This window comes from Tengunoibacter tsumagoiensis, from assembly GCF_003967535.1.
In the GTDB taxonomy this organism is placed as follows: domain Bacteria; phylum Chloroflexota; class Ktedonobacteria; order Ktedonobacterales; family Ktedonobacteraceae; genus Tengunoibacter; species Tengunoibacter tsumagoiensis.
The window spans coordinates 2,976,022-3,002,028 of record NZ_BIFR01000001.1 but is presented as its reverse complement, the minus strand read 5'-3'; the positions used below and the strand labels follow the sequence as shown (position 1 = coordinate 3,002,028).

Annotated in this window: 24 protein-coding genes, 1 tRNA gene and 1 pseudogene; 10 read left to right on the top strand and 16 right to left on the bottom strand. The window is 47.8% G+C overall.

The genetic code is table 11. From position 1 onward, the window contains the following. Positions 1 to 45: 45 nt before the first annotated feature. Together EL628_RS11875 and EL628_RS11870 are read right to left on the bottom strand one after the other, a co-directional pair. Positions 46 to 1,539: a MiaB/RimO family radical SAM methylthiotransferase gene (locus EL628_RS11875; protein ID WP_126580157.1), complete on the bottom strand. Its 1,494-nt coding sequence runs from the start codon at positions 1,537 to 1,539 to the stop codon at positions 46 to 48. A gap of 217 nt (positions 1,540 to 1,756) precedes the next feature. After that, positions 1,757 to 3,103, bottom strand: a complete 1,347-nt coding sequence (locus EL628_RS11870) for a phenylacetate--CoA ligase family protein (protein ID WP_126580156.1) — start codon at positions 3,101 to 3,103, stop codon at positions 1,757 to 1,759. A gap of 549 nt (positions 3,104 to 3,652) precedes the next feature. Here EL628_RS11870 and abc-f point away from each other — a divergent pair. Beyond that, the gene (gene abc-f, locus EL628_RS11865; RefSeq protein WP_126580155.1) at positions 3,653 to 5,287 is read left to right on the top strand and encodes a ribosomal protection-like ABC-F family protein; all 1,635 of its coding nucleotides are present in this window, start codon (positions 3,653 to 3,655) and stop codon (positions 5,285 to 5,287) included. 146 nt (positions 5,288 to 5,433) lie between these two features. On the opposite strand, the gene EL628_RS11860 is transcribed toward abc-f, so the two are convergent. Genes EL628_RS11860 through EL628_RS11850 form a run of 3 tightly spaced genes read right to left on the bottom strand, consistent with a single transcriptional unit; the run spans position 5,434 to position 8,756 of the window. Next, entirely contained in the window at positions 5,434 to 6,639 is a 1,206-nt protein-coding gene (locus EL628_RS11860) for a hybrid sensor histidine kinase/response regulator (protein ID WP_126580154.1), read from the bottom strand. A gap of 18 nt (positions 6,640 to 6,657) precedes the next feature. After that, positions 6,658 to 7,812 carry a sensor histidine kinase gene (locus EL628_RS11855; RefSeq protein ID WP_126580153.1) on the bottom strand — a complete coding sequence of 385 codons (1,155 nt, stop codon included), beginning with the start codon at positions 7,810 to 7,812 and terminating at the stop codon, positions 6,658 to 6,660. Next, a complete protein-coding gene (locus EL628_RS11850; RefSeq protein WP_245994069.1) occupies positions 7,803 to 8,756 on the bottom strand; it encodes a PAS domain-containing protein in 954 nt (317 codons plus the stop codon). Before EL628_RS11850 ends, EL628_RS11855 begins: the two co-directional genes overlap by 10 nt. Before the next feature lie 462 nt (positions 8,757 to 9,218). On the opposite strand from EL628_RS11850, the gene EL628_RS11845 reads away from it, so the two are divergent. After that, positions 9,219 to 10,079 (top strand): heme NO-binding domain-containing protein, encoded by an 861-nt coding sequence (locus EL628_RS11845; protein ID WP_161975442.1) that lies wholly within the window; start codon positions 9,219 to 9,221, stop codon positions 10,077 to 10,079. A gap of 158 nt (positions 10,080 to 10,237) precedes the next feature. After that, positions 10,238 to 10,318 (top strand) — tRNA-Leu (locus EL628_RS11840). Between the two features lie 272 nt (positions 10,319 to 10,590). Here EL628_RS11840 and EL628_RS11835 read toward each other — a convergent pair. Further along, entirely contained in the window at positions 10,591 to 11,469 is an 879-nt protein-coding gene (locus EL628_RS11835) for a GIY-YIG nuclease family protein (RefSeq protein WP_126580151.1), read from the bottom strand. A gap of 549 nt (positions 11,470 to 12,018) precedes the next feature. Between EL628_RS11835 and EL628_RS11830 the strand changes: the two genes are divergently transcribed. Beyond that, positions 12,019 to 12,372 (top strand): DUF2087 domain-containing protein, encoded by a 354-nt coding sequence (locus EL628_RS11830; protein ID WP_126580150.1) that lies wholly within the window; start codon positions 12,019 to 12,021, stop codon positions 12,370 to 12,372. A 26-nt stretch (positions 12,373 to 12,398) separates the two neighbouring features. Here the strand turns inward: EL628_RS11830 and EL628_RS11825 are convergent, their stop codons facing one another. From EL628_RS11825 to EL628_RS11785, 8 genes and pseudogenes are all read right to left on the bottom strand, one after another. Then, on the bottom strand, positions 12,399 to 12,962 hold the full coding sequence (locus tag EL628_RS11825; protein ID WP_371859643.1) for an NADH-quinone oxidoreductase subunit B: 564 nt from the start codon (positions 12,960 to 12,962) through the stop codon (positions 12,399 to 12,401). A gap of 1,042 nt (positions 12,963 to 14,004) precedes the next feature. Beyond that, positions 14,005 to 14,130, bottom strand: a complete 126-nt coding sequence (locus EL628_RS30780) for a hypothetical protein (protein WP_281276534.1) — start codon at positions 14,128 to 14,130, stop codon at positions 14,005 to 14,007. A 202-nt stretch (positions 14,131 to 14,332) separates the two neighbouring features. Further along, positions 14,333 to 14,942, bottom strand: a pseudogene (locus tag EL628_RS31210) (IS3 family transposase). A 674-nt stretch (positions 14,943 to 15,616) separates the two neighbouring features. After that, the gene (locus EL628_RS11805) at positions 15,617 to 16,153 is read right to left on the bottom strand and encodes an adenine phosphoribosyltransferase (protein WP_126580146.1); all 537 of its coding nucleotides are present in this window, start codon (positions 16,151 to 16,153) and stop codon (positions 15,617 to 15,619) included. Positions 16,154 to 16,606: 453 nt separating this feature from the next. Further along, entirely contained in the window at positions 16,607 to 17,758 is a 1,152-nt protein-coding gene (locus tag EL628_RS11800) for a methyltransferase domain-containing protein (protein WP_245994241.1), read from the bottom strand. Between the two features lie 5 nt (positions 17,759 to 17,763). Then, positions 17,764 to 18,762 carry an MvdC/MvdD family ATP grasp protein gene (locus EL628_RS11795; protein ID WP_126580144.1) on the bottom strand — a complete coding sequence of 333 codons (999 nt, stop codon included), beginning with the start codon at positions 18,760 to 18,762 and terminating at the stop codon, positions 17,764 to 17,766. Positions 18,763 to 18,803: 41 nt separating this feature from the next. Continuing rightward, a complete protein-coding gene (locus tag EL628_RS11790; RefSeq protein ID WP_126580143.1) occupies positions 18,804 to 18,992 on the bottom strand; it encodes a hypothetical protein in 189 nt (62 codons plus the stop codon). 167 nt (positions 18,993 to 19,159) lie between these two features. Next, positions 19,160 to 19,894 (bottom strand): histidine phosphatase family protein, encoded by a 735-nt coding sequence (locus EL628_RS11785; protein ID WP_161975440.1) that lies wholly within the window; start codon positions 19,892 to 19,894, stop codon positions 19,160 to 19,162. A 341-nt stretch (positions 19,895 to 20,235) separates the two neighbouring features. On the opposite strand from EL628_RS11785, the gene EL628_RS11780 reads away from it, so the two are divergent. From EL628_RS11780 to EL628_RS11770, 3 genes are read left to right on the top strand one after another with little or no spacing between them, the layout of a single operon-like run. Further along, positions 20,236 to 20,553 (top strand): hypothetical protein, encoded by a 318-nt coding sequence (locus EL628_RS11780; protein ID WP_126580141.1) that lies wholly within the window; start codon positions 20,236 to 20,238, stop codon positions 20,551 to 20,553. A gap of 50 nt (positions 20,554 to 20,603) precedes the next feature. Next, on the top strand, positions 20,604 to 21,605 hold the full coding sequence (locus tag EL628_RS11775; RefSeq protein WP_126580140.1) for a polymorphic toxin type 37 domain-containing protein: 1,002 nt from the start codon (positions 20,604 to 20,606) through the stop codon (positions 21,603 to 21,605). A 53-nt stretch (positions 21,606 to 21,658) separates the two neighbouring features. Then, complete coding sequence (locus EL628_RS11770) at positions 21,659 to 22,471, top strand: HEAT repeat domain-containing protein (RefSeq protein ID WP_126580139.1); 813 nt, start codon at positions 21,659 to 21,661, stop codon at positions 22,469 to 22,471. A 215-nt stretch (positions 22,472 to 22,686) separates the two neighbouring features. Here the strand turns inward: EL628_RS11770 and EL628_RS11765 are convergent, their stop codons facing one another. Continuing rightward, on the bottom strand, positions 22,687 to 23,124 hold the full coding sequence (locus EL628_RS11765; RefSeq protein WP_126580138.1) for a histidine phosphatase family protein: 438 nt from the start codon (positions 23,122 to 23,124) through the stop codon (positions 22,687 to 22,689). A 46-nt stretch (positions 23,125 to 23,170) separates the two neighbouring features. After that, positions 23,171 to 23,623, bottom strand: coding sequence for an NYN domain-containing protein (locus tag EL628_RS11760; RefSeq protein ID WP_161975439.1), 453 nt, complete (start codon positions 23,621 to 23,623; stop codon positions 23,171 to 23,173). 445 nt (positions 23,624 to 24,068) lie between these two features. On the opposite strand from EL628_RS11760, the gene EL628_RS11755 reads away from it, so the two are divergent. The 3 genes from EL628_RS11755 (at position 24,069) to EL628_RS30525 (ending at position 25,844) form a co-directional block, all read left to right on the top strand. Further along, positions 24,069 to 24,515: a MerR family transcriptional regulator gene (locus EL628_RS11755; RefSeq protein ID WP_126580136.1), complete on the top strand. Its 447-nt coding sequence runs from the start codon at positions 24,069 to 24,071 to the stop codon at positions 24,513 to 24,515. Then, the gene (locus tag EL628_RS11750; protein WP_161975437.1) at positions 24,508 to 24,954 is read left to right on the top strand and encodes an SRPBCC family protein; all 447 of its coding nucleotides are present in this window, start codon (positions 24,508 to 24,510) and stop codon (positions 24,952 to 24,954) included. Before EL628_RS11755 ends, EL628_RS11750 begins: the two co-directional genes overlap by 8 nt. Before the next feature lie 152 nt (positions 24,955 to 25,106). Next, a complete protein-coding gene (locus tag EL628_RS30525) occupies positions 25,107 to 25,844 on the top strand; it encodes a hypothetical protein (RefSeq protein WP_245994067.1) in 738 nt (245 codons plus the stop codon). The last annotated feature ends 163 nt before the right edge of the window (positions 25,845 to 26,007 follow it).

Genomic DNA, 26,007 nt, shown 5'->3' with positions numbered 1-26,007 from the left:
GCACAGGATCTATGAAAAGTGCACATATTTTTGCCAGTTGGCTTATTATAACTCAACCGCGCAACCCTGTAGCGACCAGGGGGTTACGTGTTCAATCCGAACGGAAACAAGATCGCCCGGCTGGTAGACCCGCTGGCTGGTAGACGCCTCTGGTTGGGGGAAGAAGACCAGCTTATTTGTGCGGTTTCGTCCTCGCCATTGCTGACGACCATGGGTAGTGTTAAGGTCTTCAATCATAACCTCCTCAATCTGGCCTAGTGAGGTCTGGTTACGTTCCAGGGCGATCCTGGCCTGCACCTCTTCAACTGCATGTAGCCGGCGCTTTTTCTCTTGCAACGGCACATCGTCTTCCCAGCGCGAGGCGACAGTACCAGGACGAACAGAGTAGGCCGCAACGTGTACGACATCAAACCGGATCTTCTCAATCAGATCCAGTGTATGCTGAAACTCTTCTTCAGTCTCTCCACAAAAGCCGACAATGATATCGGTTGATAGCGAGATACTGGGCCACAATTCACGGACACGATCAATTCGTTCACAATACTCTTCCAGGGTATATCCACGCTTCATTCGTTTGAGCATCTCATCATCGCCAGATTGAACCGGGATATTCAGGTGTTCACAGACCTTTGGCAGATGCGCCATCCGCTCTATCATACTATCGGTCATATACCGTGGATAAGAAGTCATAAACCGAATGCGTTGCAGTCCATCGATCTCGCTCAGTGAGGTCATCAGATCGGCCAGATCGGGCTGCTCAGGGAGATCTAAACCATAGGATTCGACAGTCTGCCCCAACAAGGTCAGCTCTCTGGCCCCTTTATCCACCAGCGTACGAGCCTCCAGCATCAGCTCATCCAGCGGACGGCTGCGCTCTCGACCACGCCGATAAGGCACAATACAATAGGTACAGACTTTATTACATCCCAGGACAATTGGCAACCAGGCTGTTGGGCTCACTCTGGCCGGCTCGATCTTTGTGGGATAATGGGCAATACGCTCACCTGGTTTGGGTGTAATTGCCATTGGAAGAACCGTCTGTTTCTTGCCTCGTGCAGTGGAGGTGGCAAAAGTTGGCAGCAGGTTCTCAATGGGTTCAAGCTCTTGCGGCTCATCGCTGGGGAGAAGTTCGACATCCAGACACCCTGCCCCCGAAATTGGGGTCCAGCGCTCTTCAAGAAAATGAGGTAAAATATCTGAATGCTCGACCTTCATAAAGAGATCGATGTGGGGATACCGCTTGCTCAAATCATCAATGGTCTTCTGATTGCCAATCATGCACCCCATTAAAGCTACAAGCAGATCGCTCCGCTGCTCTTTCGCACGCTTGAGATGTGCCAATTGGTTGTGCGCCTTCACCTCTGGCGCGCTACGTACGCTACACGTATTGAGCACCACGAGGTTCGCCTGCTCCATACTTGCCTCTTCCCATCCCAATTCATCAAGCATGGTCTGAATGCGTTGAGAGTCAGCCTGATTCATTTGACAGCCAACTGTCCAGATATGATACTTTCCGCGTGGAATGTGTGTCGTGGTCATGTTCAGTGCTTCTCCTAGAGCATCACTAGCCTGTGTCGTAGCGTATGGGCTGTCCGTATTTCATACTTATTGTGGACGGTATTATACACCACTGTGAGGTCCATGTCATTAGTCTTGACGGCGTCTTTTTCCCTGATCAGTATCATACACTGCATTGTTTTCATCCGCCTGCTACTATGATACTGATCAGGAAATAGGCGTCGAGGCGCTTGCTGCCTTATCTTTTACGACGATCCTCTACGCGTGCGCTGGCAGTCTTGGATTCGCCACCAGTCGCTCGTGGCAGGCTGTCAGCAGGCACTAATTGCACCTGTGGTGTATTCCCTGTAATTGACTTGACAGCCTCTGCCATCTGCTTCTGGACACGCTGGAGGGCCTCTGGTTGTGCGAAGATGGCGGCATCTTTTGTCTCAACTTTTAGATCGAACGTATCAAGATCGTTGCGGCGATCGACGATGATGCGGAAGTTTGCGCCCGTCTCCGGAAATTTAACCAGGGCTGCCTCAATCTGGCTGGGAAAGACGATTAAGCCGCGAATTGAGACGGCATCATCGGAACGGCCTTTGATCGCGCCGATTTTTGGATGGGTTCGACCACACGAACAGCGCTCTTCCCACCAGAGTCTGGAGAGATCACGGCTGCGATAACGGATCATCGCGGTTCCATCCCCTGTCAACCAGGTCCAGACCAGTTCTCCGTCCTGCCCTTCGTCCACTGGCTCGCCCGTCTCGGGGTCAATACATTCTACCAGGAACGCATCCGCCCAGGCGTGCATGCCATCACGAACTTCACATTCGCAGGTCATGCCTGGTCCCAGGAACTCTGTCATTCCAAACTCATCATACGCTGTGAAACCAAAGAGCTCCTCCAGTTTAAGGCGCGTCTCCCAGGGCCAGGGCTCGGCTCCAAACAGACCAATTTTAAGCCTGCTCTCTTTCAGGTTCACGCCAATCTCGGCCAGCTTATTACCAACGTATAGACCAACCGAAGGTGTCATACAGACTGCGGTGACGCCAAAATCGAGGATAAAATCGCGCATTCGCTCGTATTGACGAGCATCAGAGCCCAGTGGGATCGCCATGGCCCCCATCGCCATCGCCCCATAGTGAAAACCAAAACCACCCGTAGGGAGACCATACCCATAACAGTTCATCAATACGTCACCCGGACGCAGGCCCGTCATCCATAATTCACGCGCATTCAGATCGGCCCAGTAATCGATATCCTTCTTTGTTGCAAAGACAGGAACGCTACGTCCAGTCGTGCCACTCGTCGCATGAAGCTGGAGGATACCTCCCTCCCCTCCTACTGGCCGCAGTGCCATCCCATAAGGATAGGCCTCACGCACACTCTTCTTCTCTAAAAAAGGGAGCTTACGAATATCTTCCAGAGAGCGAATATCGGAAGGCCCGACACCGGCCTGATCATAAAGCGTACGATAAAATGAATTCTGAGTGTAGGCGCGTTCAACAATAGCTTGTAAGCGCTCTAACTGTAACGCTTTGAGCTGTCGTTTGGGTAGCGTCTCCATCTCTTCATTAAAAAATTTTTGATAAGTTACCACAAACTATCCTCCAAACATGATCGCATCCCAGACATGATCGCATCAATACAGACATTATTGCTCACATCGACCAGAGGTGAGCAGAGATGAAATCGATGGGTAATAATAAATAGATAAAAAACTCCGCACCCATTCTACCATGCACACCAGATAGCGTCTATGAAAGAAGGACCGCTCTTATCCATTGCCACTTGACATGAAAAACGATCTTCAGTATACTTCTCTTTGAAACTTAGACAGTTCCTAGTTTATTCTCCAGGAGATCCCGCCGTTGAAAATGAGCACACCAATCCTCTAGTTGCAGGAGATGCATCTTCACTTTCCGTTTGTCATGCCTCTGTGCAAAAACTCCTGAAAGTTTTAGGCACTACCTTCCTGCCTCTCTGTGCTCAGGTCTTCATGTATATATACTCTTCTATGCTCAGTCTTTAGACTATCTGCATGTCTACTGAGAATATGATCCATGCTTTTAGAGCACAGAACCCTCTCATCGCTCTGCTCTTTGCTGTCTGAACCGGCACAAGAGCCTTGTTTATCCCAGGAGGTACTATGCTCTTATCAGTTCATAACCTTACAAAAACCTATGGCACTGTCTCAGTGCTGGAAGCTCTCTCTTTTACACTCCAGAAAAATGATCGTGTGGGGCTCGTTGGACCAAACGGGGTTGGGAAATCGACACTTCTACGTATCTTAATGGGTCTGGAAGAGGCCGACACAGGTACGGTTCTCTATGCTCCCACCAGTGAAACTGGCTACCTTCCACAAAGTACACCAGACTTTGAAGGGCAAAATCTCGAAGAGCTTCTGCGTACATCCGTGGGAAATCTTACCCAATTAGAAGATGAGATGCACCACCTGGAGATGGAGATGGCCCAGGCCAGCTCTGAACAGTTAACAATGCTCTTAGAGCGCTATACCACGGTCTCAACACGTTTCCAGGATCATGGTGGCTATGATATAGATTATAAGATAGATCGGATTCTGGCAGGTCTGCGTATAGACTATCTTCCTCGTACGCAGTCTGTTGAAACCCTCTCGGGCGGCGAAAAGGCGCGCCTGCGACTGGCAACCCTATTATTGCAGACACCCGATCTCCTCTTCCTCGATGAACCAACCAATCATCTGGATGGAGGAACTATGCAGTGGTTAGAGCAGTATCTCACCGCCTATCCAGGAGCCATCCTGATGGTCTCACATGATCGCCAGTTTCTGAATCAAGCTGCTAAAACGATCTATGAGCTGGATGAACATACACAACATCTTAAGATCTATCCAGGCAATTATGATAGCTACATACAAGCAAAAGCCAGAGAACGGCAGAAGTGGGAGGAGGACTATGAACGTCAGCAAGAAGAGCTCGCTGGACTGCGCAAACGCATCAAAGTGACTGGTCGCCAGATCGGCCATACCAATCGGGCCATACGGGATAATGATAAATGTGCACGCTACTTTTTCAGCCAGAATGTGCAGAGTGCTGTTGCGAGCAATATCCGCTCGGCTCAAGCGCAGCTAGAACTGCTGGAGGCAGAGGCGCTTCCTAAACCACCTGAATTGCTGGCCGTGACAACCAGATTTCAGACGGAGCCTCTCCAGTCCGCTAGCGTTATCCAGCTCACACAACTGAGCAAAAGCTATGGAGAGCGTCAACTCTTTAACCAGTTCACTGTGACAGTCTCAGCCAGAGCGCGTATCATGATAACTGGCCCCAATGGTATTGGCAAAACCACGCTGCTACGGATCATTTGCGGCCTGGACCAGCCGGATTCAGGCACCGTTCAGATTGTTTCAGGTGCACGCATAGGCTACCTTGCTCAAGATCCAGAGCTACCCAACCTGGATACAACAGTCATTGAAACGTATCGAAGCCAGCAGATTGGCTATGAAGGAGAAATGATTGGCAAACTACTGGGCTATGGTTTCTTTCGTCTGGAAGATATGCAAAAAACTGTTCGTCACCTCAGTCTGGGGCAGCGCAGAAAGCTAGAACTTGCCTGCTTAATGGCACAGTCACCAAACATTCTTTTGCTGGATGAGCCAACAAACTATATTAGCCTGGATGTGTTAGAGGCATTTGAAAATGCCATCCTTACCTTTCCGGGACCTGTCATTGTTATCTCCCATGATCGCTGGTTCATTGATCGCTTTGGTGGTGAGAGATGGGAGCTGACTCACACTATAAGGTAAACGCTTATGTAAACAGTAGCCCGGGAAGCATGTATCAGGCATTGGGGAGCACAAAAGGAACAGACTCCCCAATGTCTCTATACATCTTCTATACTGTATACAAATCGGGCAACTGATTGCGGTACAAAGACGCTCAAGAAGAGCCATCAGGAAGTCTCTGATGGCTCTTCTTGAGCGTGATGAATTTCCTGGCAAACAAGAGGAATAGTCACGCCAAAAGTGCTTCCTTTGCCAGGCTGACTCTCGACATGAATACGCCCACCATGCCGCTGAACAATCTGCTGCGAGATATAGAGCCCTAAGCCGAACCCAACGCTGGAGCCTGTCTGAACCTCAACTCCGGGGACACGATAAAAACGCTCAAAGATATGCGGCAACAGTTCAGGGTCAATACCCACACCACTATCACGGATCGTTAACGTGAACGTCTCCTCATCATAGCGTAACGAGAAAAAGATGGGAGTACCAACCTTTGAATATTTCCGAGCATTCGAGAGCAGATTCATCACCACCTGTCCAAAGCGTTCAATATCGATCTCAGCCATTACTCCACTTTCAATACCATCAACATCTACAACTGGTGCTGGATTTGTGCCTGCAACATATTCATCCACAAGGCGGCGACAAAGATCACTGACATCGTACAACTGACAATGGAGCGTAAACATCCCCATTTCAATAAAAGAGATGCTCAGGAGATCATTGACAAGTACCTCCATCCGACGAATAGAATTCTCCATACTCACAAGGCTGCTTACTTCAGGAGATTTGGCACGAATGAGACGGCGATGAAGCAGCTGTGTCATCCCTTTCAGACTGGAGAGAGGAGTTCTAAGCTCGTGGGAGGCCATACTTAAAAATTCATCCTTGGCTGCATTGGCCTCAACCAGCTCGCGTGTGCGTTCCTGAACCACGCGTTCCAGCGATTGAGCGTGACGCTCTAAAGCGGCCTGTTGCTCTTGCACCTGTCGCCGCAATTGATGAGTCTGGATGGCCCGGCGCAATGCAGCCACAAAATAGTCACGATCGATAGGCTTTTGAATAAAATCATAGGCTCCCCCCCGAAGAGCCTGAATAGCCAGACCATGATCTCCATGACCAGTAATAAGCAACGTTGGCGTATCGGGGCAGAACTCCCGAATATGAGCCAGAAGAGCCAGCCCATCCATTCCTGGCATTTTTATATCGCTGACAATTGCATCATATTCACGTTCTTGCACCATTGCAAGAGCAGCCAGAGCCGAGTCGGAGATATCTACCCGCACACCCTTCAAGCGCAGAGAAACAGCCTGTGGCAAGGCTTGTAAAAGCGCTGTGTCATCATCAACAATGAGAATATGTGCTTCAGTCATTTGTCTTCATCGCCCATTCTAAGACTCATCGAGCCAGGTAGGAAGTTGAATCAAAAAGGTCGCCCCCTCTCCTGGATGATTCTCAACCATAATAGTACCTTGATGCTCTTTAATAATGCCATATGTAATCGAAAGTCCCAACCCGGTCCCAGCGCCCACCTCTTTTGTTGTAAAAAAAGGATCAAAGATACGCTGCTCCAGACCTTCAGGAATTCCCGGTCCAGTATCGCGCACACTAATATCCACCCACTTTGCACCCTGAGTACAGGTAATAGTAACGATTTTATGGGCGGTAGTACTCATAGCATCACGAGCATTGGTCAATAAATTAATAAAGACCTGCTCTAGCTGAATTGCATTCCCAATCACAACCATATCATCAGCAGGAAACTCCAGGCGCACCTCAATCTGCCTCAGCCGCAGTTGTTCCTGCATCAGCGAGATCGCCCGTTCGATCACCTGATTAATCACCATTGGCTCACGACTTACAGAAGCAGCCCGCCCAAAGGTGCGCAGATGAGAGATAATCTCCGTTGCCTTACGCACCTGTTGCATCGCATTGGCCAGCTCTTGCAGAATACGCTCAGGCTCGGTATCGGCCATTCCCAACTCGATCAGATCAATCGAATTTCCAATGAACAGACCAATATTATTTAAAGGATTGTTCAATTCATGGGCCACCCCGGTTGTCAGCTCTCCCAATGTTGCCAGCTTACCAGCCTGCACCAACTGCTCTTGCTTCTCGCGTAGCTCCAATTCGCGACGGCGAACCTCCTCTGATGTCTCTTTCAGATCGCTCATAATATGAATCATCGCTTTACGGCTATTCTCCAGCCGCAGATTGGACTGATGAGAATCTTGCAGAAGATGCATCAGAGCGCGGCGCGAATTATCTAAGCGCTCAGTCTGTTTCGCCAGCCGACTGCGATCATGTTCATAATCTGCAAGAATATGAATCATCGCCTTCCGCTGATCAGCAAGCTTCCGATTAAGCATATTCAGATCGCTTAAGATATGAATAAAGGCTCGTCTGCGCTCCTCACTCTGGAAGACACGCATCTGTAACGTCTGCTTTTCCTCTAGAAGCAGCTCATATGCCTGACGAAGGTGCGGAAGATCCATCTCGCGATACGCGATCTCTGCCCCTATTGTTTCAGACCCATCTACGACCATTTCGTTTGCCCTCGGCTAAGCTTCTCTAGCTCACGCTTCAGGTTCTCAATCTCTTTCTCCAGGGCAATCATCTTCAACTCGCGTCCAACCACCACTTCTTCAAACTTCTCCAGGTCAAGAATCTTCTCTTGTAGCTCAATTTTGGACTCCTGGAGATCACTCACCACTTTTTCGTATGCGCGCATATCACGCAGAATACCAATCGCCCCAATCACCTTCCCATCCGTATCCCGCAACGCGGAAGCATTGAGCGTGGTAGGAATCACCTCATTCGAAGCTGTGCGTGGATTCAGGCGAGCATTGCGCGTCACCCCACGCTCAATCACCTCGCGCAGGGCTGCCAGGAACTCACGGGTCTCTTCAGGACTAATAAAACGCGAAAGCGACTGTTCCAATACCTCATCAGGACGAAAACCCAATAATTCATAGACCGCATCATTGGCCTGAAGAATCTTGCCCTCCAGATCCGAGACAAACACCGGGTCAGGAGCATTCTTGATCAAGCTATCCGAATAGGCACGAGCCTTATCTAGTTCACGCATATCGCGTAGAATACCAATCGCCCCAATCACCTTCCCATCTGGATCACGCAAAGCCGATGCATTCAAGGTCGTAGGAATCACCTCATTCGAGGCACTACGTGGATTGAGCCGTGTATTACGGATAACGCCGCGCTCAATGACTTCACGTAATGCAGCAGTAAATTCACGGGTCTCCTCAGGGCTCACAAAACGCGAAAGCGACTGCTCTAACACTTCGTCGGTGCGAAAACCTAATAATTCGTAGACCGCATCGTTTGCCGAGAGAATCTTGCCCTCCAGATCCGAGACAAACACCGGGTCAGGAGCATTCTTAATGATAATATCCGCATCCAGAGAACCATGCGACTTACTCGTCTGCTCACGTTGAGAAACGGATGACTGTGAGACAATTTTCTCTACCATAGGAAACCTCCGCCTTGTTAGCAACTCATTGAGAACGAACTCTAGATACTCACCTATCAATACAGATCTAAAGCTATGCAGTACGCCTTTTTGTGCTAAATACCGCTGAAAAACATCATGAGAAAGTATAACAGAACAATTCAACGCGATGCAAGCTCAGCGAATCAGCATCGAAAGAGCCGCTTTCTTTAGTATATCCTCCTCTACGCACCAGGGTATATAAGGATGAATGCCCCACGGATGGACTCTACTATGTTGAGTGACACGATTGAACCAACGCAAAGCTATACAAACATAGGAAAAAGGGGCCATCCCTTCTTCTATGGCCTGATCTCACATACATCTATGGAACATATCGATAGATCCTGTGAGCCTGGCAGAGAAATCCTTTTTATGATATACTATGCATATATCAATCTTTCTGTGCATTCTAGTATGATGGGTAGTTGTGGAGGTGGAAGTGTGCATGGCCTGATTTTTGTGACATGGGAAAAGTTTTTAGCGGAGCGCTTTGGACCGTCAACGCTCTATGAGTATCGAGCAAGCATTGGTGAAACAGCAGCAACGGCTCCATTAGCCAATCGTATCTATAACGATGGTGTACTCCTGGCGGGTGTGCAGGCGGCCCACCGTATTACAGGCGTGGAAATAGACGCGCTCTTACGAGACTATGGCCGTTATTTCATTATGAACGGGCTCACCAGCCATCTTTGTGCTTATCTCCTGACGCGTGTGGGAAGCGCGTCTGAACTTCTGCTGACGATGCGCGATGCGCATGCGCAGATGCGTCGAACCCCGGATGGACTTACCCCACCCTTATTTCGTTATGATGCGATTTCAACGGATAAACAAAAGTTTTTTCTCCTTTATGATAGTCCTCGCCAACTCTGCTCTGTCCTTTTGGGAGCCATTGAGGGTGCGGCAGCACGGTATCATGAACAGGTTCGTATTGTTGAACGCACATGTATGAAACAAGGGGCTAACGCGTGTCGCATTGAGATCCATTTTCAACCTGGAGAGCACCATCCACGGCGAGCCATACCAGATTCTGAGCTCCAGGCACAGCAGCAAACAAAACAACAATTTGCAGAATTTGTCCTGAACGTTCTCCCATATCAACATGGAGTTACCTTATCTGAGCTACAAAACTATATTGAGAGGACCAGCCCTCAATTTGGCTCAATACGCCCACGGGTCTTATTAGAGGCGTTACGCTATCTTCAGTATGCAGGGCTGATCGCGAGCACCGCCAATCAACCCGGAGAAGATTTTGCCCGGAGGCGCTACTGGCGGGTTCCCACCCTGGCGCTCTTACGACGATAATACATAGTCTGACATATCCAAAACTATCTGGTCTACCCACTACGAAACTCTTCAATCGGTCTCCCCCCACCACAAAGAGAAGAGAGAAAAAAAGTGTGGGGAAAACTATTGACTTCTGCTTATAGATGCGATATTATAGCTGTGCGATCAATAAGCAAGCCGGTGTGGCGGAACGGTATACGCGTCTGTCTCAAAAACAGATCCCGCAAGGGTTGAGGGTTCGAATCTCTCCACCGGCATCACCCCTCTTCTGAAGCCTACTGACGTCTCTCCTAAGCTCAAATTGACTGCAACTTGTCTTTCAAAATCAACCTTTGTCTACCACTGTCAAACGACTCTGCTGTCAAAATTGCTGTCAAAATTTTGACGTTATATTGGCAAGAAAATCAGGCTGCCAACGACTTTTCTCGTTGGCAGCCTGATTTTCTTGCCAATGATCGGCTGCAACTTTAAAAAAAGATGAGAACGAACTTTGCCTGAAAAGGACATTTTGCGGCTTCACCTTTTCGCTCTATCGATGATTCATCAATTGAAATGTCGGCATGGTCTGGGCCTGAGCATAAAAGCCACCCAAAAGATCATTCTCGATCTCATGCCTCTGATAAGTGAGAATGCCTTCCTCCCATGCGACATATGAATATAGAGGCATTTGGCAACGCCAGTCTTTCTTGGCATGTGTGATAAGACGATCCCTCAAACACTGTGCTTCTCCAACATAAAGAAGTTGATTCATCTCACCATCAACAATTTTATACACTCCTGGTAAAATCGACATTTCTCGATATTTACCCGGTTCTAAAGGTTGGAGGGGACTCCACTTTAACCCCATCCAATAATCATCGACTGGCACACCTTGCGCTTGAAGCGGGGGAAAACTCGCGCCTCCGGCAACGTTATCTTCAACATCATCCGCTAAACGGGATCCTTGGACCAGTGCTTTTCTCGCAGACGACTTGGTATATCGAGGATGAAAATGCCCATGATTACATCGTGTTGATAAGCCAAACTCAAGACGATATTGCCACAGCAGATAAAATTCCAATCCTTCGCGTCGCTTTCTCGCTTCTTCTGGATGGTCAGTGAAAACAACAGGAGCTGCCGAGCATTCAAACTCATAGCCTTCGGCGTCGCGCCAGGCCCACAATGAAGGGGCTGCAGTATGTGGATCATTAAAAGGCATCTCCACATTGAGTGTGTTGCGACGGAGATCGCCTAAGCGCTCACGTACGTTACGCCCAGTCTCCCCAATATAAAATAGTTCCCCAAGTTCTCTAGCACGAATACGATAGAGCCCTGCTTTATCAGGAAGCTGGCGAAATGCAGGTGCATCAGCAAAAGCAAACCAGGGTGTCCATGACAAACCTCCCCAGTCCGAACTCAAAAATCTCATAGTGATATCCTTCTCGTATAGAATATTCAGAATAAAAAGTAATTTGATATCCCTAGAAAGTGTAAAAAAACGGCATGTTGAAATGAAAGGTAGCTATAATCTATTCTATATAATGTACGTTTTCATGGCAATTTTCTATGGAGCGTTTATACATGAAGAGAATAGCAGCCATCAGTTGCTCACGTTTTAAAACAGAAGCGCTGGCACACTTCCGGGCGCCTAGCGTTCTTATAGAGGTAAGTATCACAGCAACGAAAAAGCCAGAGGAGAGAGACTACTAATCATATGGAATAGCCATTGTTATTCTATCTGTGAAACATGAATGCATTTCTGAGGATATCCTCATTGAACTGTATGATCAAAAAATGAGCTAAGATCATCCAGGAGAATTACAGCAAGAAGTAAATGAGCCTCTTAATACTATTTTGAAGAAGAGCATTTATGATCAGAGCTGTTTCTTCCAGTGCTTGTTGTGCTCTTCGCCGAATTCAGCTATACTTGTACATGCATAAAAAGTATCGACTTCAATGAAAAGAGGAATATACTATCATGGAAGATCCCGTTGCTCAGAATACAGGAATAGTAACGAGAGAACTTCGACGTTTTTTTACTCCAAAAGGTCAACTGAAGGTGTGGCCACCTTCAAAAGAGAAAGATAAATTGCTTGTTCTCAACTATCTCGTTCACTTATTTGAAGTAGGGAAAATATATGATGCAAAGGAAGTCCTTGCCATCCTTCAGACCTCCCTCATGTCCGAGGATGCAAGCGCGATACGAGGCGCCCTCAATGAATATCATTTTCTGCGACGAGACCAGAACGGCTTACGGTATTGGCGTATAGAAGAGATATACTCTGATGAAGAGCGTATTCACAAACGGAAAGCAGGGAGTCGAGATTGGTAACAATGAGCACTCTTCGATACCTGAACCTACCCTGCTTTTGTGGAATGAGCTTGCCCCAGTTTTGGCACTGCTGGCAAACCCCTACGCTGCATTGTAGAGTCTTTCAAAAGCCGAAACGCGGGTAGGGGCAAACGGATTCCCATCAAGCCAGTCAACCAGACGAATGAGATTGATCGCGGTAGCGATGGCCAGATGGCGCACTGCCCCATGCTAATTACCCACTTAGGTTCAGACATTTGCTCCCATAGCAGGCGCAGCCGAGGAGCCATTTTCTGGCTAAGAGTCCCCGCAACAATCATTACATCCGCCTGACGCGGGCTGGCTCGGAATACCTCGGAGCCAAAGCGTGCCAGATCATATTGAGGAGAAGATGCCACCGCTATCATTTCAATCCCACAGCAGGCCAGCGCATACATAAAGGGCCACACTGAGCGGGAGCGGGACCAGTTTTGCGCCCATTGCAGCAAATCTTTGAAGGTGGTGAGCACCACAGGATCCTCCTGCTGACCTGGCATATACTCTGCCGGGCCACTGGCTAGAGCCAGCGGAACTGGCTTGCGATGTGGATGAAGCGATTGTTTCTCAGGCATGAAGTAACGTCCTTTCTGTACTGGTCTCAGTTGTCACATTCGTGGGGGTTCCTTTGTCATAAGAATGACAAACCAAAACGAGGAAATGTGACAAATGAGAGATACACAACTGGCTACCCAATTTGAGGCGGAGCGTCCGCGTCTGCGAGCGAAGGGCTACGCTGAAGAGACCGGAGAAACAGGGAGCGGACCAGCGGCATTGTGTTCAAGCGCCCAGAAAGGAAGGCGTCTTCCCTTCACCCTTAGATGCGCGGGAGCACCTCCTGGAGAGAAAGAGGCCGCATCAGGTGAACGAAAGACAACGTGGCAGGAGCGATCTGGGTGTGCTCTCTCCATTTTGAGTATAGTTCCAGGAGGACTTTGGGTGAACCTCCCAGTCTGCATGTGGAAGTTCCCTCGAATTTGCTTCCATTCTTCTTCTATTTTCAGAGCATAGACGAGCGGCCCTCGCTCAACGTAGAGACTTTCATGATAGTGACCTATCTTTTTCCATCTCTCACCAAAAACTAGAAAAACCCGTAATTCTGAGCCAATGGAGGTGCGATTCAAGGCCGGAACGACTGCTTTCATAGTGCCCACATTCCGCACCCTAGAAAATGACTTTTTGAATATTGATAAATGATGCTTCTGCATCTTTTGCAGAGTAATTAAGAGACAAGAGATAAGAACTTTTGACCTAAATTAGCTATTTCTGCTTTCTCTGCTATTTTGCAAAAAGATCAAAAAAGTAATACAAGTAAAAGTGCTTGGTTATTCTTGTTATTCAAAAAAAGTCACTCTCGACTGCGGAATGTGGGATAGTGAGAAAGAAATGACCATTTTTGCGTTTCAATGGCACATGATTTTCCCGGAGCACGCTTGAGAAGTGACCGTTGTTCGTCAATTCCAACGGTTTGCTGACGGGATCTGTAGAACTCTCCCGGGATTTGAGATCATTCATCCCCTCTCCCAGCCTGCAATGTTCGCCAGCAGACTGGGAGAGGGGATATCAAGCGGCCTGGTAAGGGAATAGCCACTTGACTCTAGAAATGCTGGAGAGGGATTAATAGGTTGCTGTGGTGGCTACCGTTCGATATGCTTCGTTGATATAATATTGGGCTTTAGCAGTGGCATAATACCCGCTACCATCGCCTAGCATTGCACTATAGCACGATGTCTGACCAACCATAACCTCTCCATTGCCGCCGTTCGAAATACAACTAATGGACTTCCCATCGCTCCTCGTTATCGTTGCGTTTCCGGAGTGACCTTGACCCGCTTTCGTAGAGTCTCTAGGGGTTGGAGCTGAGGAGACAATGAACCGTTTTTACGTAACGTTTCTTTTCTTATTCTACCATAGGGAATGTGAAAAGTCAAACGTAACGTAATGTTCAATTTCTCCTCATTTGTTCATACGTGATTGGGCTAGCATATCCGAGTGCGGAATGACGACGAACCCGATTGTAGTAGGTTTCTATATACGTAAAAAGGGCAGTACGTGCTTCGCCATGTGATGAGTATACAGTACTTCTCACACACTCATCCTTCAACGTTCCGAAAAAACTCTCCATAACAGCATTATCCCAACAATTTCCTTTTCGTGACATGCTGACTTTGATACCCGCCTGTTCTAAATAGTATTGATACACTTGTGAAGTATATTGGCTCCCTCGATCACTGTGATGCAACAGCCCCAGAGGGGGGGCGACGGCGAGCAAGAGCCTGATCAAGCGCTCGTTCTACGAGTTTCTCATCGCAATGGCCTGACATTGACCATCCTACGACCTGAAGATGACCCGGTTCGCGATAGTGACATTGAATCGTTTCTTCTTCTAACACCTGTCGCAAAAGATTCTGGTTCTCAAGCGTCACATGCAAAATAGCTTGAGCTGTGGTATACCCAAGCCGTGCGATAGCCTGCGTGTAAGCTTCATCAGGGCCAATAGCGACAAAGCCTCCGTTCCGTCCAGTTGCTCCATAGGCAGGAAAATGACGTTCCACTAAGGTCACTGAATGTCCCAGCTAACCAGTAACAGGCAGCAGCCCCAAGCCATCCACCGCCAATAACAAGGATATCTGAAGAAAAGGAAAAAGAGGATGCGAAAAGAGGATTTGGAGCGATTCTTTGCCAGTAAGAAAGAGGCTCCTGAACGGGGGGCGTTATTTCATCTCGCTGCATACTGCTGCTCTGTTTCTTTGTTGTATTCATCAAAAAGCTGTGTGCCAAAAAAACGTACAATACCTGCAGCGTGTTGTCAAGCTAAAAGGAGAGTACAAGCTAACAGCCAGAACAGATGATTATGCACACATGTTGTTATGCAATCGGCACCATCATTTCTCGAAGTTCTTTGATTTTCTGTTCATGAGGCCAGACTAACGTCATCATTTCGTAAATGTGACAGGCTTCTTCATATCGTCTTGTTTGTAAGACAAAACAGATCCACAGTATACTAACTCAAGACGAGGATTGCACTGACCTCTTGCAGGAAAAGGTGAAATCATCCAGATTCCTCGTCCTGGATGAAAGCACTGTCAGCTACCAACAGCGTAGAGAAATTCAGAGATCAATGTCAGAGTCTCCCCTCAATCAGAAAATCCCAAGACAGGACAGGGGTATCTTTTACGATGACGCGTTCTAAAATTAGCGTAAAGCAGGTCGATGCAGAGGCGAGCCACTAGGCTTCAGAAACCTGAATTAAGGCATGTAAATGATAGTTCTGGAAACTTTTCCTTTTCTCAGCCGCCATCTCGTCAAAGAGAATCCCAATGCCTGCAACGATACCGCCTGCTCTCTCAACAAGTCGAACAGCAGCTTGCCCTTGCTCTCCACGCTCAAACCAGTCGTCAATAATCAAGATACGGTCGCCTGGTTGAATCCCGTATGTGTGGGTTTCAATTTCAAGGATTTTATTTTGACCTGAATAATCAATGCAGGATTCTTGTAGTACCTGTTCAGAAGTATACAGCCCTTTATACAAATTGCCACCTTTGCGTGCTACGACGAAACCAGTGCGGAGGAAGTAGGCAACTGGAGCTCCCAAAATAAATCCTCTCGCTTCTAAGCCAAGCACTTTTCCGATGTTGGCATCTCGAAAGGGTTCTGCTAAGTTTTCTACTATCGTCTGAAACAACTCGGCGTCTGCCCAGGGTGCATAAAATGAAGTTGTATATCTCCGTTCGAGGATAAGTTGTTTCTCTTCCTTTGTCAACATTGGAGTATTCTATCTCTTCTTCCGTATTTCTGAGGCCGCAGTAGCAAGTTTGCGGGAATTCCGCTGGCTTCCAGTATACCACTTATGACAGCAAGCTTATGAGAGAGCCAGGATATACATCAAAGTCCCATCTACTCATTGGAAGCATGAAATACAAGATAAAGAGAAGGAATCCTGATGCCAGCACCGCTGGTATCGCCGGTGCCTATGTTTTTTCCATAGCGGACAGATCAAAGAGCGGCAATGAGATAATTCCCGTGTTCGATGGCAATCATAGGTATACTCGATGCGCTGACACATGTTTTTGAACATCATTCTTCTGGTGTCAAACAGGATCGACTAACTTTATTCTTACTATATTGGGTTTTGATCCTGCTTTCAAGATTTTTACCGGCAAAGGTTCAGTGCAAAAATAGGTACTCTCTATCTTGAGTCAGTATGATTCCCAGGCCCTCAAAAAAGAAGCTTCAAACCATCAATACAAAGAGCTTTCTCTCCATTCTCGATCTGTACTTGATAATACGACGGGGCTGCCTCTCCCAGAGAGAGGAACGCATCGTATGCATCTAAAAGACGCAGAAAAAGTGGTGATGTTCCATATATCTCCACAGACCAGAACATTTGATCAGGATGCTTTAGAAAACGGACAATAGCTGCCAGTTGAGCATCACTCACTGAGATCTGTGACATCATCTGATCCGTCTTCTGGTCGCGCCGCTTGAGAGATTGCACACGACTGCCCGGAAGATACCATTGAAAAAACCAGCGAAAATCGGTATTTGACAAGATACCAGGATAGGGATGGCTCTCTGGCAGCAAAAATGTGCCGCTTTGTGGTACGCTCTTCACACTCACTGGCTCAGGCACTGAAAGGGCCTCGCTCACCAGAGGCATAAAATACAGCGGTTCAGGGAGAAAGTGGCCGATTACCCCATCATAAGTCTTTTCAAGCACGAGAAATCCACTGGCCAGCGGTCCCTGAAGATCCATCACCAGCTTTCCACCCACCGCTAATTGGTCTACGAGCGAACACGGGATCGTTGGAATACTGGCCGTCACAATAATCCGATCATACGGAGCCCAGGCAGCCGCCCCATAAAACCCATCACCAGTGACGACTCTAATACCAGAACCGACGACTTCATGGAGGACTTGTGCTGCGTTTTCTGTCAGAGACGGGTCCATATCAATGGTGACGACGGCAGTAGGATCGGCGGTCAACACTGCTAAAAGTGCTGCATTATATCCTGTTCCGGTGCCAACCTCTAAAATACGTTGGCCCGGTCGCACGTCCAGCGCCTCCAACATCTTCGCCATCACTGAGGGTAAAGAACTGGAACTGCTGGGCATCTTTCGCTCATTGAGCTGGGTCACCAGCGCCTGATCCAGGTAGATCTGCTCCAGATAGTCTGCCTCGGACATCTGTGTTGCATCATACTGTGTCCAGAGTAATGAAGAGCCACTTGATTGCTCAAAAAACGAGGACACAAAGGCTTCACGAGGAACCGTCAGGAATGCCTGCTCAACGGCTGGCGATTGAATGACACCCTTTTCGCATAACGATTGAACTAGCTTTTTTCGTAACGTCTCAGATAGTCTTGTCATACTGTTCACAAACGATACTCCTCTGGGTACACCAGTAGGTCGGCCATTGCCTCTTTAAGAGGCAAACGACTGCCCAGACGATATTGGAGCCAGAGAAACTGGCCATTCGGATTGAGATCCAAAAACACATATTCATCCTGTGAGGTGATGAGGCAATCCATGGAGGCAAACTGCAAATCAAAGGAGCGGACTAACTCCAGCACCTTTTCCCGGATGACTTCTGGCAAAGTATGGACCTCATAGGTGAGATTTGCATACTGTTGCCGAAAATCAAGGCACGCTTGCCCTCCTTGTAGGGAGTGCATCCGGGCTGCAAATACCTGTCGCCCAATCACCACGATGCGCACGTCACACGTCTTCTCAATCCGCTCTTGAAACAGATGCGCTGTAACGCGGACCCCCTCAATATGCGCAAAATGAGCTCGCTCAACCTGGCTGGTATACAGGAAATGGGACATCTGTTGCTCCTCATTTTCAATGGCTCCTCTCGATACCGCTTTGAGGATGATATTTCCATGACACTGATGATAAAAGGCTTCGGCCTCTTGTGGGCTATTGGTCATCAGGGTTCGGGGAACCTGGAAACCAAGGTGCCGGGCCATCGCCAGTTGGAGCGCCTTGAGATCAGCACGTCGGACGGCATGTGTCTGACTGACCCAGAACGTTCCTTGCAGAGTCTGACTCTCCAGGACACCTAACAGTGCTCGCTCCGCCTCCTCAATGAACGCTTTGATCCCCGGCGCATAGGCATTGGAGGCAACATACCGTTTGGGCCTGCGTCGCCAGATACTGGTCAGTTCCTGTAACGGAATCGTCTGATCATCACTGATCAGTGAACCTATCCAACCACCAGCAGCCTGGCTCAGAATGCTGGTGAACGTGGCTTTTTCAGGAAAATCGGCAGTATGCAAGCAGTAGGCTCTGGCTCCTCGTGCTTTGATCTCTTCAAGCACTGGAGACACATGTCCATCCTGGGGTCTGCTGAGGATGAGTACCTGTCGCATAGAGACGCTTCCTCTCTTTTCAACAGTCAACCAGACAGAAGTTACTCAGTGTCAGCATCCTCTTCCATATCGGTTCTGACCGTCCCATCCCGACCTGTCTGAACCTCGGTCTCAGCTCCAACCGTTTCATTCTGATCATCCATGGAAACTGGGGGTTGGAGCGTGGCATACCATAGGCTGAAGGGAAGTTTGTACGTTTCCGAAGTCATGATCGATCCTTTCTGGCTCATTGCATCATTCTCCTCTTTTGGATTGCGCCTCACGGATATTTTCCTCTTCTACAAATACAACCTGTATGCAGTGTACCTGATCAGACTCCTACCAAACTCCTTTTTCCTGATATCCAGAAAGCTTTTTGCTCCTGCCCAGTTCTCAACAAACCTGCCTTTTGTAGGACTCAGGCCCTCTCATCGCTGTGCATTTCTGTTGAGATTGGCATGGTAGGATGATTCGCATCTGATCCTGGTTGGGCGAAAGGTTGTCCCCAGGAAATGCGGGTAGAAGTATCGATATCCAGCAGATGGAATGTATCATTGTAGGTGACGAGTTGCCACTGCTCTCCCGCCTGGATATCTCCTCTTTTTTTCCAGTGGGTAATCGATGTATTCTGTGTGGCAAAACGGGTTGGTGGAGGAGTCCACAAATTCATGCGAAAAAAAGAAACAAACGAGCCATCAATCACCCCGCCATGGCACACAACGACAATTGTTTTCCCTTCATGTTCCCGCAGTATTCGCTCTAGCGCTGTTGCCACCCGGAACATGAATTGACCCCAACTCTCTCCTTCTGGAGCAATGGGAAGAAAGGGCCTTTTGTCATAATTGGGGACTCCGTACCGGTCTCGAAAGGTCTGGATTGAGAGACCCTCTGCTCTGCCCGGACGCAACTCCTGAAGCTCATCGTCGAGGAGTGGCGTCAATCCAAGCGCAGGAGCGATAATCTCTGTGGTTTGCACAGCACGAGGAAACGTACTGGTAATCAACACATCGGCGGCAATCTCTTTTGTCGCAGCCAGCCGGTCATGCAGGCGCTGAGCCTGAACAATTCCCAGTGGCGATAAGCCGCCATCGCCTACAAAGCCCTGAAGCGCACTCATGGATTCTGCGTGACGGATGAGATACAACTGTGTCATGTGTTTGATCTTCCCTTTCTCTGTCCTGTCTGTCATCTGGAACAGGCTACTGGGTCGTCGTTGGCACTTTGAGCCCCTTTAATTCACCAATGATGGTATAGGTCTGGACTATTAGAAGCCAATAGGATGAGCTTAACAAATATGCAAACATACAAAGAAGATGGCTTCAGAGTACTATATCTCTCTAATTGCAGAAATTAACTCCCCAGTTGTGAAGAATAGAGGTCATCTCTACAGTTGACAAATACAAATTCATAGGTATATTAACACTAGTCCATCTAAGAAGTTTTGCTGTATAATTAACTTAGTTAAAATATGGCATTATATAATGGAGGCCAGACATGACGGATAAGTTGGTAGCTCCCGAAACAGACCACTTTAGTGATCAAGCAAAAATTCATCATCAGATACGAGATAAATTAAGAGAAGCTGTCAGTAGTTTTGATACTCATCATGACACTATAACGGGCCAACTAGAAAGCTCACAAACTGAACACTACTCAGATTGGTGGCGTCTGTTAAAAAACTACATGTTGGATCAGGCTGATTTGCATGAGCAACTGGGAAATAATCTGATCACTGCTGGGAATAATTACTATACTTCTGACCAGAATGTAGCAAATAAGATGCAAGAAACACCCATTCCTCCCCTCAGCTAAATGTATGAAATAGAAAGCCTTTTGACTGTTAAATAGCAGGAGATATTTGGATGGATCCTTTACAATTGCTGGATGATCTGGAAGGATTGCGTGATAAGATACCATCCGCATTCCAAAACGATTTCGAAGAATTAATTAATACCATTCGTCATATTTATACTATGAGCATAAAATTTGTTACTCCTCCACACCCTGTACAAGATGGGGAAAAGAATCTCTCTTCTCATCATACAACTATCAGCGATCTGCATAAACAATTAAATAACAGTCTATCATCCTTTCAACTTATATATGTAGGAGAGGCGAGTAATACCTATCACGCAACGGCGAATACCAGTGTTCAAAATCTCCAACTCATTGCTGATCATCTGTCCACAGCCTCTTCTCAACATAATACAATGGCCACAAATTTGGAACAGGCGACTGAGGCAAAAATTGCGCTTGCTGCACTACTTGTTGGGCTTGGGATTACTTTAGGTGTTCTCATTTTCAGTGCAGGAACTACCGCACCTGTTACGGTTCCAGCTGCTGCACTCGAAGCTGCTGGAGGTACCGTTTCGATTGGTCTGTTAACTGAAGCAGAAGCCGCAGCAGCTTTTGCATTATTGAGTCTGGCTGGGCCAACACTTACAGATGCACTTCTTCTCGGCAGTCTGGCTGCTCTGGGAACAGAGATCGCATTTCATACACCAACACCGACAATTACACTTCCCCATCCTATTACAAATTTTCCTCAAATCACTGTTCTGAACGCTCATTCCCATGTAGGTGATCTTCCTATATCAGGCAAAGCAACAGGTCCAAACGTCTATTATCCACCTAAAAATATGACCCCTGACCAGGCATGGGATAAGGTACAACAAGGCTATAAAGATGCTCAAGGGAGGGTTTGGAAGTGGGATACAAAACACAAAGATCATTGGGATGTGCAACTTAAAGATGGTTCACATATCAATGTTTTTCCAGATGGGGTAGAACGTGGGCAGCGAGAAAAAGGGAATGATGGGAAAGATAATAAAGGGAAGGACAGTGGTAAGAAGGGAAAAAAATAAGGAGGAACAGTTTGTATTATATAGCGTTGCTATGAGTAAAGGAAGATCTACCCATGAATAATCCAGAAGTACAAAAGTATATACAAGCGGCAAAATCGGAAGAATCATCCGCTCGCATCGAAGCAATTTATGCATTAAACGAGCTTGAATATTCTGAAATCATACCTCTTTTGCTGAAGCTTCTCTCAACAGATTCAGACAAAGAGGTGCGTGCAGAAGCTGCCTTTTTACTAAGATCTCTCGGAAATAAATCGTCTCTCCTGTCAACAGTTGGACCTGCACTTCTAGATGCCCTCACCGACTTAGACGAGAAAGTTCGAAATAATGCTGCTGAGACGCTAGGTTTCCTACAGTATGAAGCTGCTACCCATCCGCTACAAAACCTCCTTGAAGCAGATCCATTTTGGTTCGTACGGTCTTCCGCAGCTGAAGCGCTTGGACGTCTGGGCAATCCTGGTAGTATTCCAGTTCTTCTGCAAGCCATGTCTGATTCTGAACTGGAGGTTCAACGTTATGTAGTACAAGCCCTCGGTCAGTTTTTACATGCTCCCGAAATTGCACCATTTGTTGCTGCTGCTGTGCTTGATGAGGATAAAAACCCTCTGATCAAAGCTGAATTATTTGCTCTTAGCTACAGATTGGGTCATCAGTCCCATCTACATGCTCTGCTCACATTGTTTTCAGAAACAGATGATTATGAATTAATAAGCAATCTGCTTATGGTTCTTTCTGATTTGGTAGAAAAAAGCTCAGTATTTGATCTCAAAGCTGACCGAGATAAGATTCATTCAACATTACAAGACATTCTGCTTAAAGAACCTTCGCTACAGTCAGACATCGAACGCATCACACAAATGCTACCATGACATTTATTGATTGGCTAAACATTATGGCCTTTATTCACAAGCCTTAAAAGGGAAGCATTAGTATGCCAACAGACAAAGCATTTCTCCTTTGCCCTATCTGCACCTCATAACATGCTGGAGCTGGTTCGCCCAGTGAGACAAATGTATCATACGCATCTAAAAGACGCAGAAAAAGTGGTGACATTCCATACGTCTCCATAGACCAGAACGTTTGATCAGGATGCTTTAGAAAACGGATAATAGCCACACAGTATTCGCTCTAGCGCTGTTGCCACCTGGAGCATGAATTGACCCCAACTCTCTCCTTCTGGAGCAATGGGAAGAAAGGGCCTTTTGTCATAATTGGGGACTCCGTACCGGTCTCGAAAGGTCTGGATTGGGAGACCCTCTGCTCTGCCCGGACGCAACTCCTGAAGCTCATCGTCGAGGAGTGGCGTCAATCCAAGCGCAGGAGCGATAATCTCTGTGGTTTGCACAGCACGAGGAAACGTACTGGTAATCAACACATCGGCGGCAATCTCTTTTGTCGCAGCCAGCCGATCATGCAGGCGCTGAGCCTGAACAATTCCTAGTGGCGATAAGCCGCCATCACCTACAAAGCCCTGAAGCGCACTCATGGATTCTCCGTGACGGATGAGATACAACTGTGTCATGTGTTTGATCTTCCCTTTCTCTGTCCTGTCTGTCATCTAGAACAGGCTACTGGGTCGTCGTTGGCACTTTGAGCCCCTTTAATTCACCAATGATGGTATAGGTCTGGCAAGCCTCAACCAGCTTTTCTGAGACAACCAGTCCACCAAGCGCATGAACCTGACAGCCGCTCTGACGCAGTTGCCAGATACAGGAGGCAAAATCTCCATCCTGTGTGGCAAAAAACAGCTGCTTCACCTGGCATTGCGCAAACAGCAGCCAGGCATCCCACTGCATTGCTCGATCTGCTGCGTTTTTCCCGGGCTGATTTTCTCGTGTATCCAACAGATACTGTTCGATCGCTGGCTGCCATCGCCTCAGGGCTGACACGGCCCCATAGACGCAAGCAAATGTAATCCGCCCTTTACGAGACGCGGCGAAAAAAATCCAATCAATAAAACGCGGAGGAATATTTTCGCCATCAATAAGAAGGGCAATGGCGTTTTGTTTTTCCTGATGCATAGACAAAAAGCTTTCTCTGTGAAGACAGAGAAGCATCTTCTGCCTTCACAGCTCGATGGTTTGCTTCTTTCCTGCATCACCGCTCATCAGCCTGCTCCGACTTTACTCCTCTGACAAAAAGGTCTTCATCATCTCATGAACAGTCTCTGCATGCAAAGGCAGAAAGCAACGGTCAGAAAAACGTTTCGGCAATCGAGTGAAAGAAAGATACTTTGACATACCATTTGCGTTATAAAGTATCATGTACTTGTTTAAATTGCTATTATAAATATATTAAATACCAAAAGATGCGCAACTCTTTGGCAATAGCTATTTCATACGCACACGTGCTCTCTAGAACGCTCGAAACGCTGTAACCCGAAAAACAACCAATCAACAATCTTCTTCATCCGCACAATGTGCTCCCCCTTGACTTCGAGCACACTCTAGCTTCTATACTGCCAGTATGGAAAAAACATTTACTATTCAAGAAGTGATGACACGTACGGGCCTGAGCGTTCATGCACTCCGGTATTACGAACGTGCGGGACTGCTTCCGCCTGTTGATCGGGCAGCAAGTGGTCATCGTCGCTACACAGCGGATGACCTCAATTGGATTGACTTTTTACTGCGCTTGAGAGCGACCGGGATGTCTATTCGACAGATGCGAGCATATACCGACTTGCGGCGACAAGGAAGTATGACAGCTAGTGCTCACCTTGCCTTACTCGAAGTCCATCACCAGCAGGTTCGTAAACATCTGCTCGAACTGGAAAACCACCTCGCCGCGATTGAGAAAAAAATGCACTATCTCAGGAGTATGGAAGGCAATAAAAGGATGGAGGATGAGGAAAGAAAAACATCAGACCTTCACGCAGACACAACACAGAAGAAGGAGCATACCCATGGCTAAGTCCTATTACAGCACCGTCTTTGAACAAACAACCGACCAGGTTTGGGAGGCAATTCGCGATTTTGGCACCTATACCTGGGCGGGAAGCGTCAGCGAGAGCTTTCTTGAGGAGGGGAAATCAGGTATGGAGGTGGGAGCCATCCGCAACGCGCGCCTTGGTCGTACCAGTCTCTTCCACCGCCAACGTCTCCTCGCCCATTCCGACCTTGATCGATTCTACACCTATGAGTTCTGTGAGCCCTTTCCGTATCCGATTCGGGACTGCATTGTGACATTGTGTGTGACGCCAGTCGTTGATGGAAACAGGGCGTTTGTTGAATGGTCAGCAACCTTTGACTGCGAATCTGATGAGCACGACCATTGGACGACATACTTCGCGCATGAGGTCTGGGCAAAGGCGTTAGAGTCATTAAAACACCGTTTCTCGCAACCTGCCTGAAGTCTGGAAATACAGTCTTTGTTTCTCATATGTAAGAGCACTCTTTCGGGTAAAGAAACGTTCTTTGAGGTACCTCCTCTTTGACAAATCCTGAGTATTGTGCTAATTTGTTGCTTATAAGCAACAAATTAGCACAATACTCAGGAGAAAACATGCATCTTCAAAATCGTATCTATTTGACATTAAGCCCACGAGCCAGAAAAGCGTTGGATCTGTGTGCAGCTCTCGATGGTGGTCCAATGGCGACCTATGCCGCGACGCTGCTCTCCCAGGCTTTACAGGAAGAAATCGAAAAAAGCCCGGCCTTACAGGAGCGCTGGGTCAAGTTAGAACGCGAAGCACTCCAGCAAGGAACCTGGGATTTTCCCTCTTTGACAGGACGTGAAGCACCTGCTGCGGCCCCAAACGATCAACCCGTTGAGCGACGATTCTTTCTGGTCGGTTCACATCCTCACCACTATTTGCATGGAGTGACCCTGGAACAGAATGATCTGACGCAGAAAAGCGTCTTTTTGCGCTCAACCGAAGAGGCTGGTGCAGGCTTCAGCACGCTGATGCTCAAAGTGAGCGCCTATCCCTATCTGGGCAGGCGAGTACGATTGTCGGCACAGGTCCGCTCACAGGAGATTGAAGGGTGGGCAGGCCTGTGGATGCGCCTGGACGGACCGCAGGTTGATACACTGGATCACGATAACATGCAAAATCGTCCCATCCAGGGAACGACCGAATGGAAGCGATATGAGGTCGTGTTGGATGTCCCTGCTGAGTGCCTGGATATCGCGTTTGGCATCCTCCTCCAGGGGCAGGGCCAGGTCTGGATTCAACAGGCAGCGCTTGAGGAGGTTGACGAAACGATTGCGGTGACCTCACAAAAGGCCCTTTCTTCATAATTCTTCTGTTCCTATGAATGAAGAAAGAGCGAAGCAGGAGTCTGGCAGGAACTTGCGTTCAGACTGTTTCTCCTGAAAGGACTTGAGGAGGAGCAGCGTTTGCTCTGCTGAAACAAAGACAGAGAGAGAAGAGGGACATTCCCATGATGTATCAGGATGCAAC

What these genes read in the sequence shown, in the direction of transcription:
- EL628_RS11800 (WP_245994241.1), bottom strand. Translation starts at nt 17,758, where the DNA reads ATGACAAGACTATCTGAGACGTTACGAAAAAAGCTAGTTCAATCGTTA.
- EL628_RS11765 (WP_126580138.1), bottom strand. Translation starts at nt 23,124, where the DNA reads ATGACACAGTTGTATCTCATCCGTCACGGAGAATCCATGAGTGCGCTT.
- EL628_RS30525 (WP_245994067.1), top strand. Translation starts at nt 25,107, where the DNA reads ATGCATCTTCAAAATCGTATCTATTTGACATTAAGCCCACGAGCCAGA.
- EL628_RS11860 (WP_126580154.1), bottom strand. Translation starts at nt 6,639, where the DNA reads ATGACTGAAGCACATATTCTCATTGTTGATGATGACACAGCGCTTTTA.
- EL628_RS11875 (WP_126580157.1), bottom strand. Translation starts at nt 1,539, where the DNA reads ATGACCACGACACACATTCCACGCGGAAAGTATCATATCTGGACAGTT.
- EL628_RS11780 (WP_126580141.1), top strand. Translation starts at nt 20,236, where the DNA reads ATGACGGATAAGTTGGTAGCTCCCGAAACAGACCACTTTAGTGATCAA.
- EL628_RS11835 (WP_126580151.1), bottom strand. Translation starts at nt 11,469, where the DNA reads ATGAGATTTTTGAGTTCGGACTGGGGAGGTTTGTCATGGACACCCTGG.
- EL628_RS11830 (WP_126580150.1), top strand. Translation starts at nt 12,019, where the DNA reads ATGGAAGATCCCGTTGCTCAGAATACAGGAATAGTAACGAGAGAACTT.
- EL628_RS11755 (WP_126580136.1), top strand. Translation starts at nt 24,069, where the DNA reads ATGGAAAAAACATTTACTATTCAAGAAGTGATGACACGTACGGGCCTG.
- EL628_RS11750 (WP_161975437.1), top strand. Translation starts at nt 24,508, where the DNA reads ATGGCTAAGTCCTATTACAGCACCGTCTTTGAACAAACAACCGACCAG.
- EL628_RS30780 (WP_281276534.1), bottom strand. Translation starts at nt 14,130, where the DNA reads ATGGTTGGTCAGACATCGTGCTATAGTGCAATGCTAGGCGATGGTAGC.
- EL628_RS11855 (WP_126580153.1), bottom strand. Translation starts at nt 7,812, where the DNA reads ATGGTCGTAGATGGGTCTGAAACAATAGGGGCAGAGATCGCGTATCGC.
- EL628_RS11825 (WP_371859643.1), bottom strand. Translation starts at nt 12,962, where the DNA reads ATGCCTGAGAAACAATCGCTTCATCCACATCGCAAGCCAGTTCCGCTG.
- EL628_RS11795 (WP_126580144.1), bottom strand. Translation starts at nt 18,762, where the DNA reads ATGCGACAGGTACTCATCCTCAGCAGACCCCAGGATGGACATGTGTCT.
- EL628_RS11790 (WP_126580143.1), bottom strand. Translation starts at nt 18,992, where the DNA reads ATGAGCCAGAAAGGATCGATCATGACTTCGGAAACGTACAAACTTCCC.
- EL628_RS11785 (WP_161975440.1), bottom strand. Translation starts at nt 19,894, where the DNA reads ATGACACAGTTGTATCTCATCCGTCACGCAGAATCCATGAGTGCGCTT.
- EL628_RS11775 (WP_126580140.1), top strand. Translation starts at nt 20,604, where the DNA reads ATGGATCCTTTACAATTGCTGGATGATCTGGAAGGATTGCGTGATAAG.
- EL628_RS11805 (WP_126580146.1), bottom strand. Translation starts at nt 16,153, where the DNA reads ATGTTGACAAAGGAAGAGAAACAACTTATCCTCGAACGGAGATATACA.
- EL628_RS11760 (WP_161975439.1), bottom strand. Translation starts at nt 23,623, where the DNA reads ATGCATCAGGAAAAACAAAACGCCATTGCCCTTCTTATTGATGGCGAA.
- EL628_RS11850 (WP_245994069.1), bottom strand. Translation starts at nt 8,756, where the DNA reads ATGGTAGAGAAAATTGTCTCACAGTCATCCGTTTCTCAACGTGAGCAG.
- abc-f (WP_126580155.1), top strand. Translation starts at nt 3,653, where the DNA reads ATGCTCTTATCAGTTCATAACCTTACAAAAACCTATGGCACTGTCTCA.
- EL628_RS11770 (WP_126580139.1), top strand. Translation starts at nt 21,659, where the DNA reads ATGAATAATCCAGAAGTACAAAAGTATATACAAGCGGCAAAATCGGAA.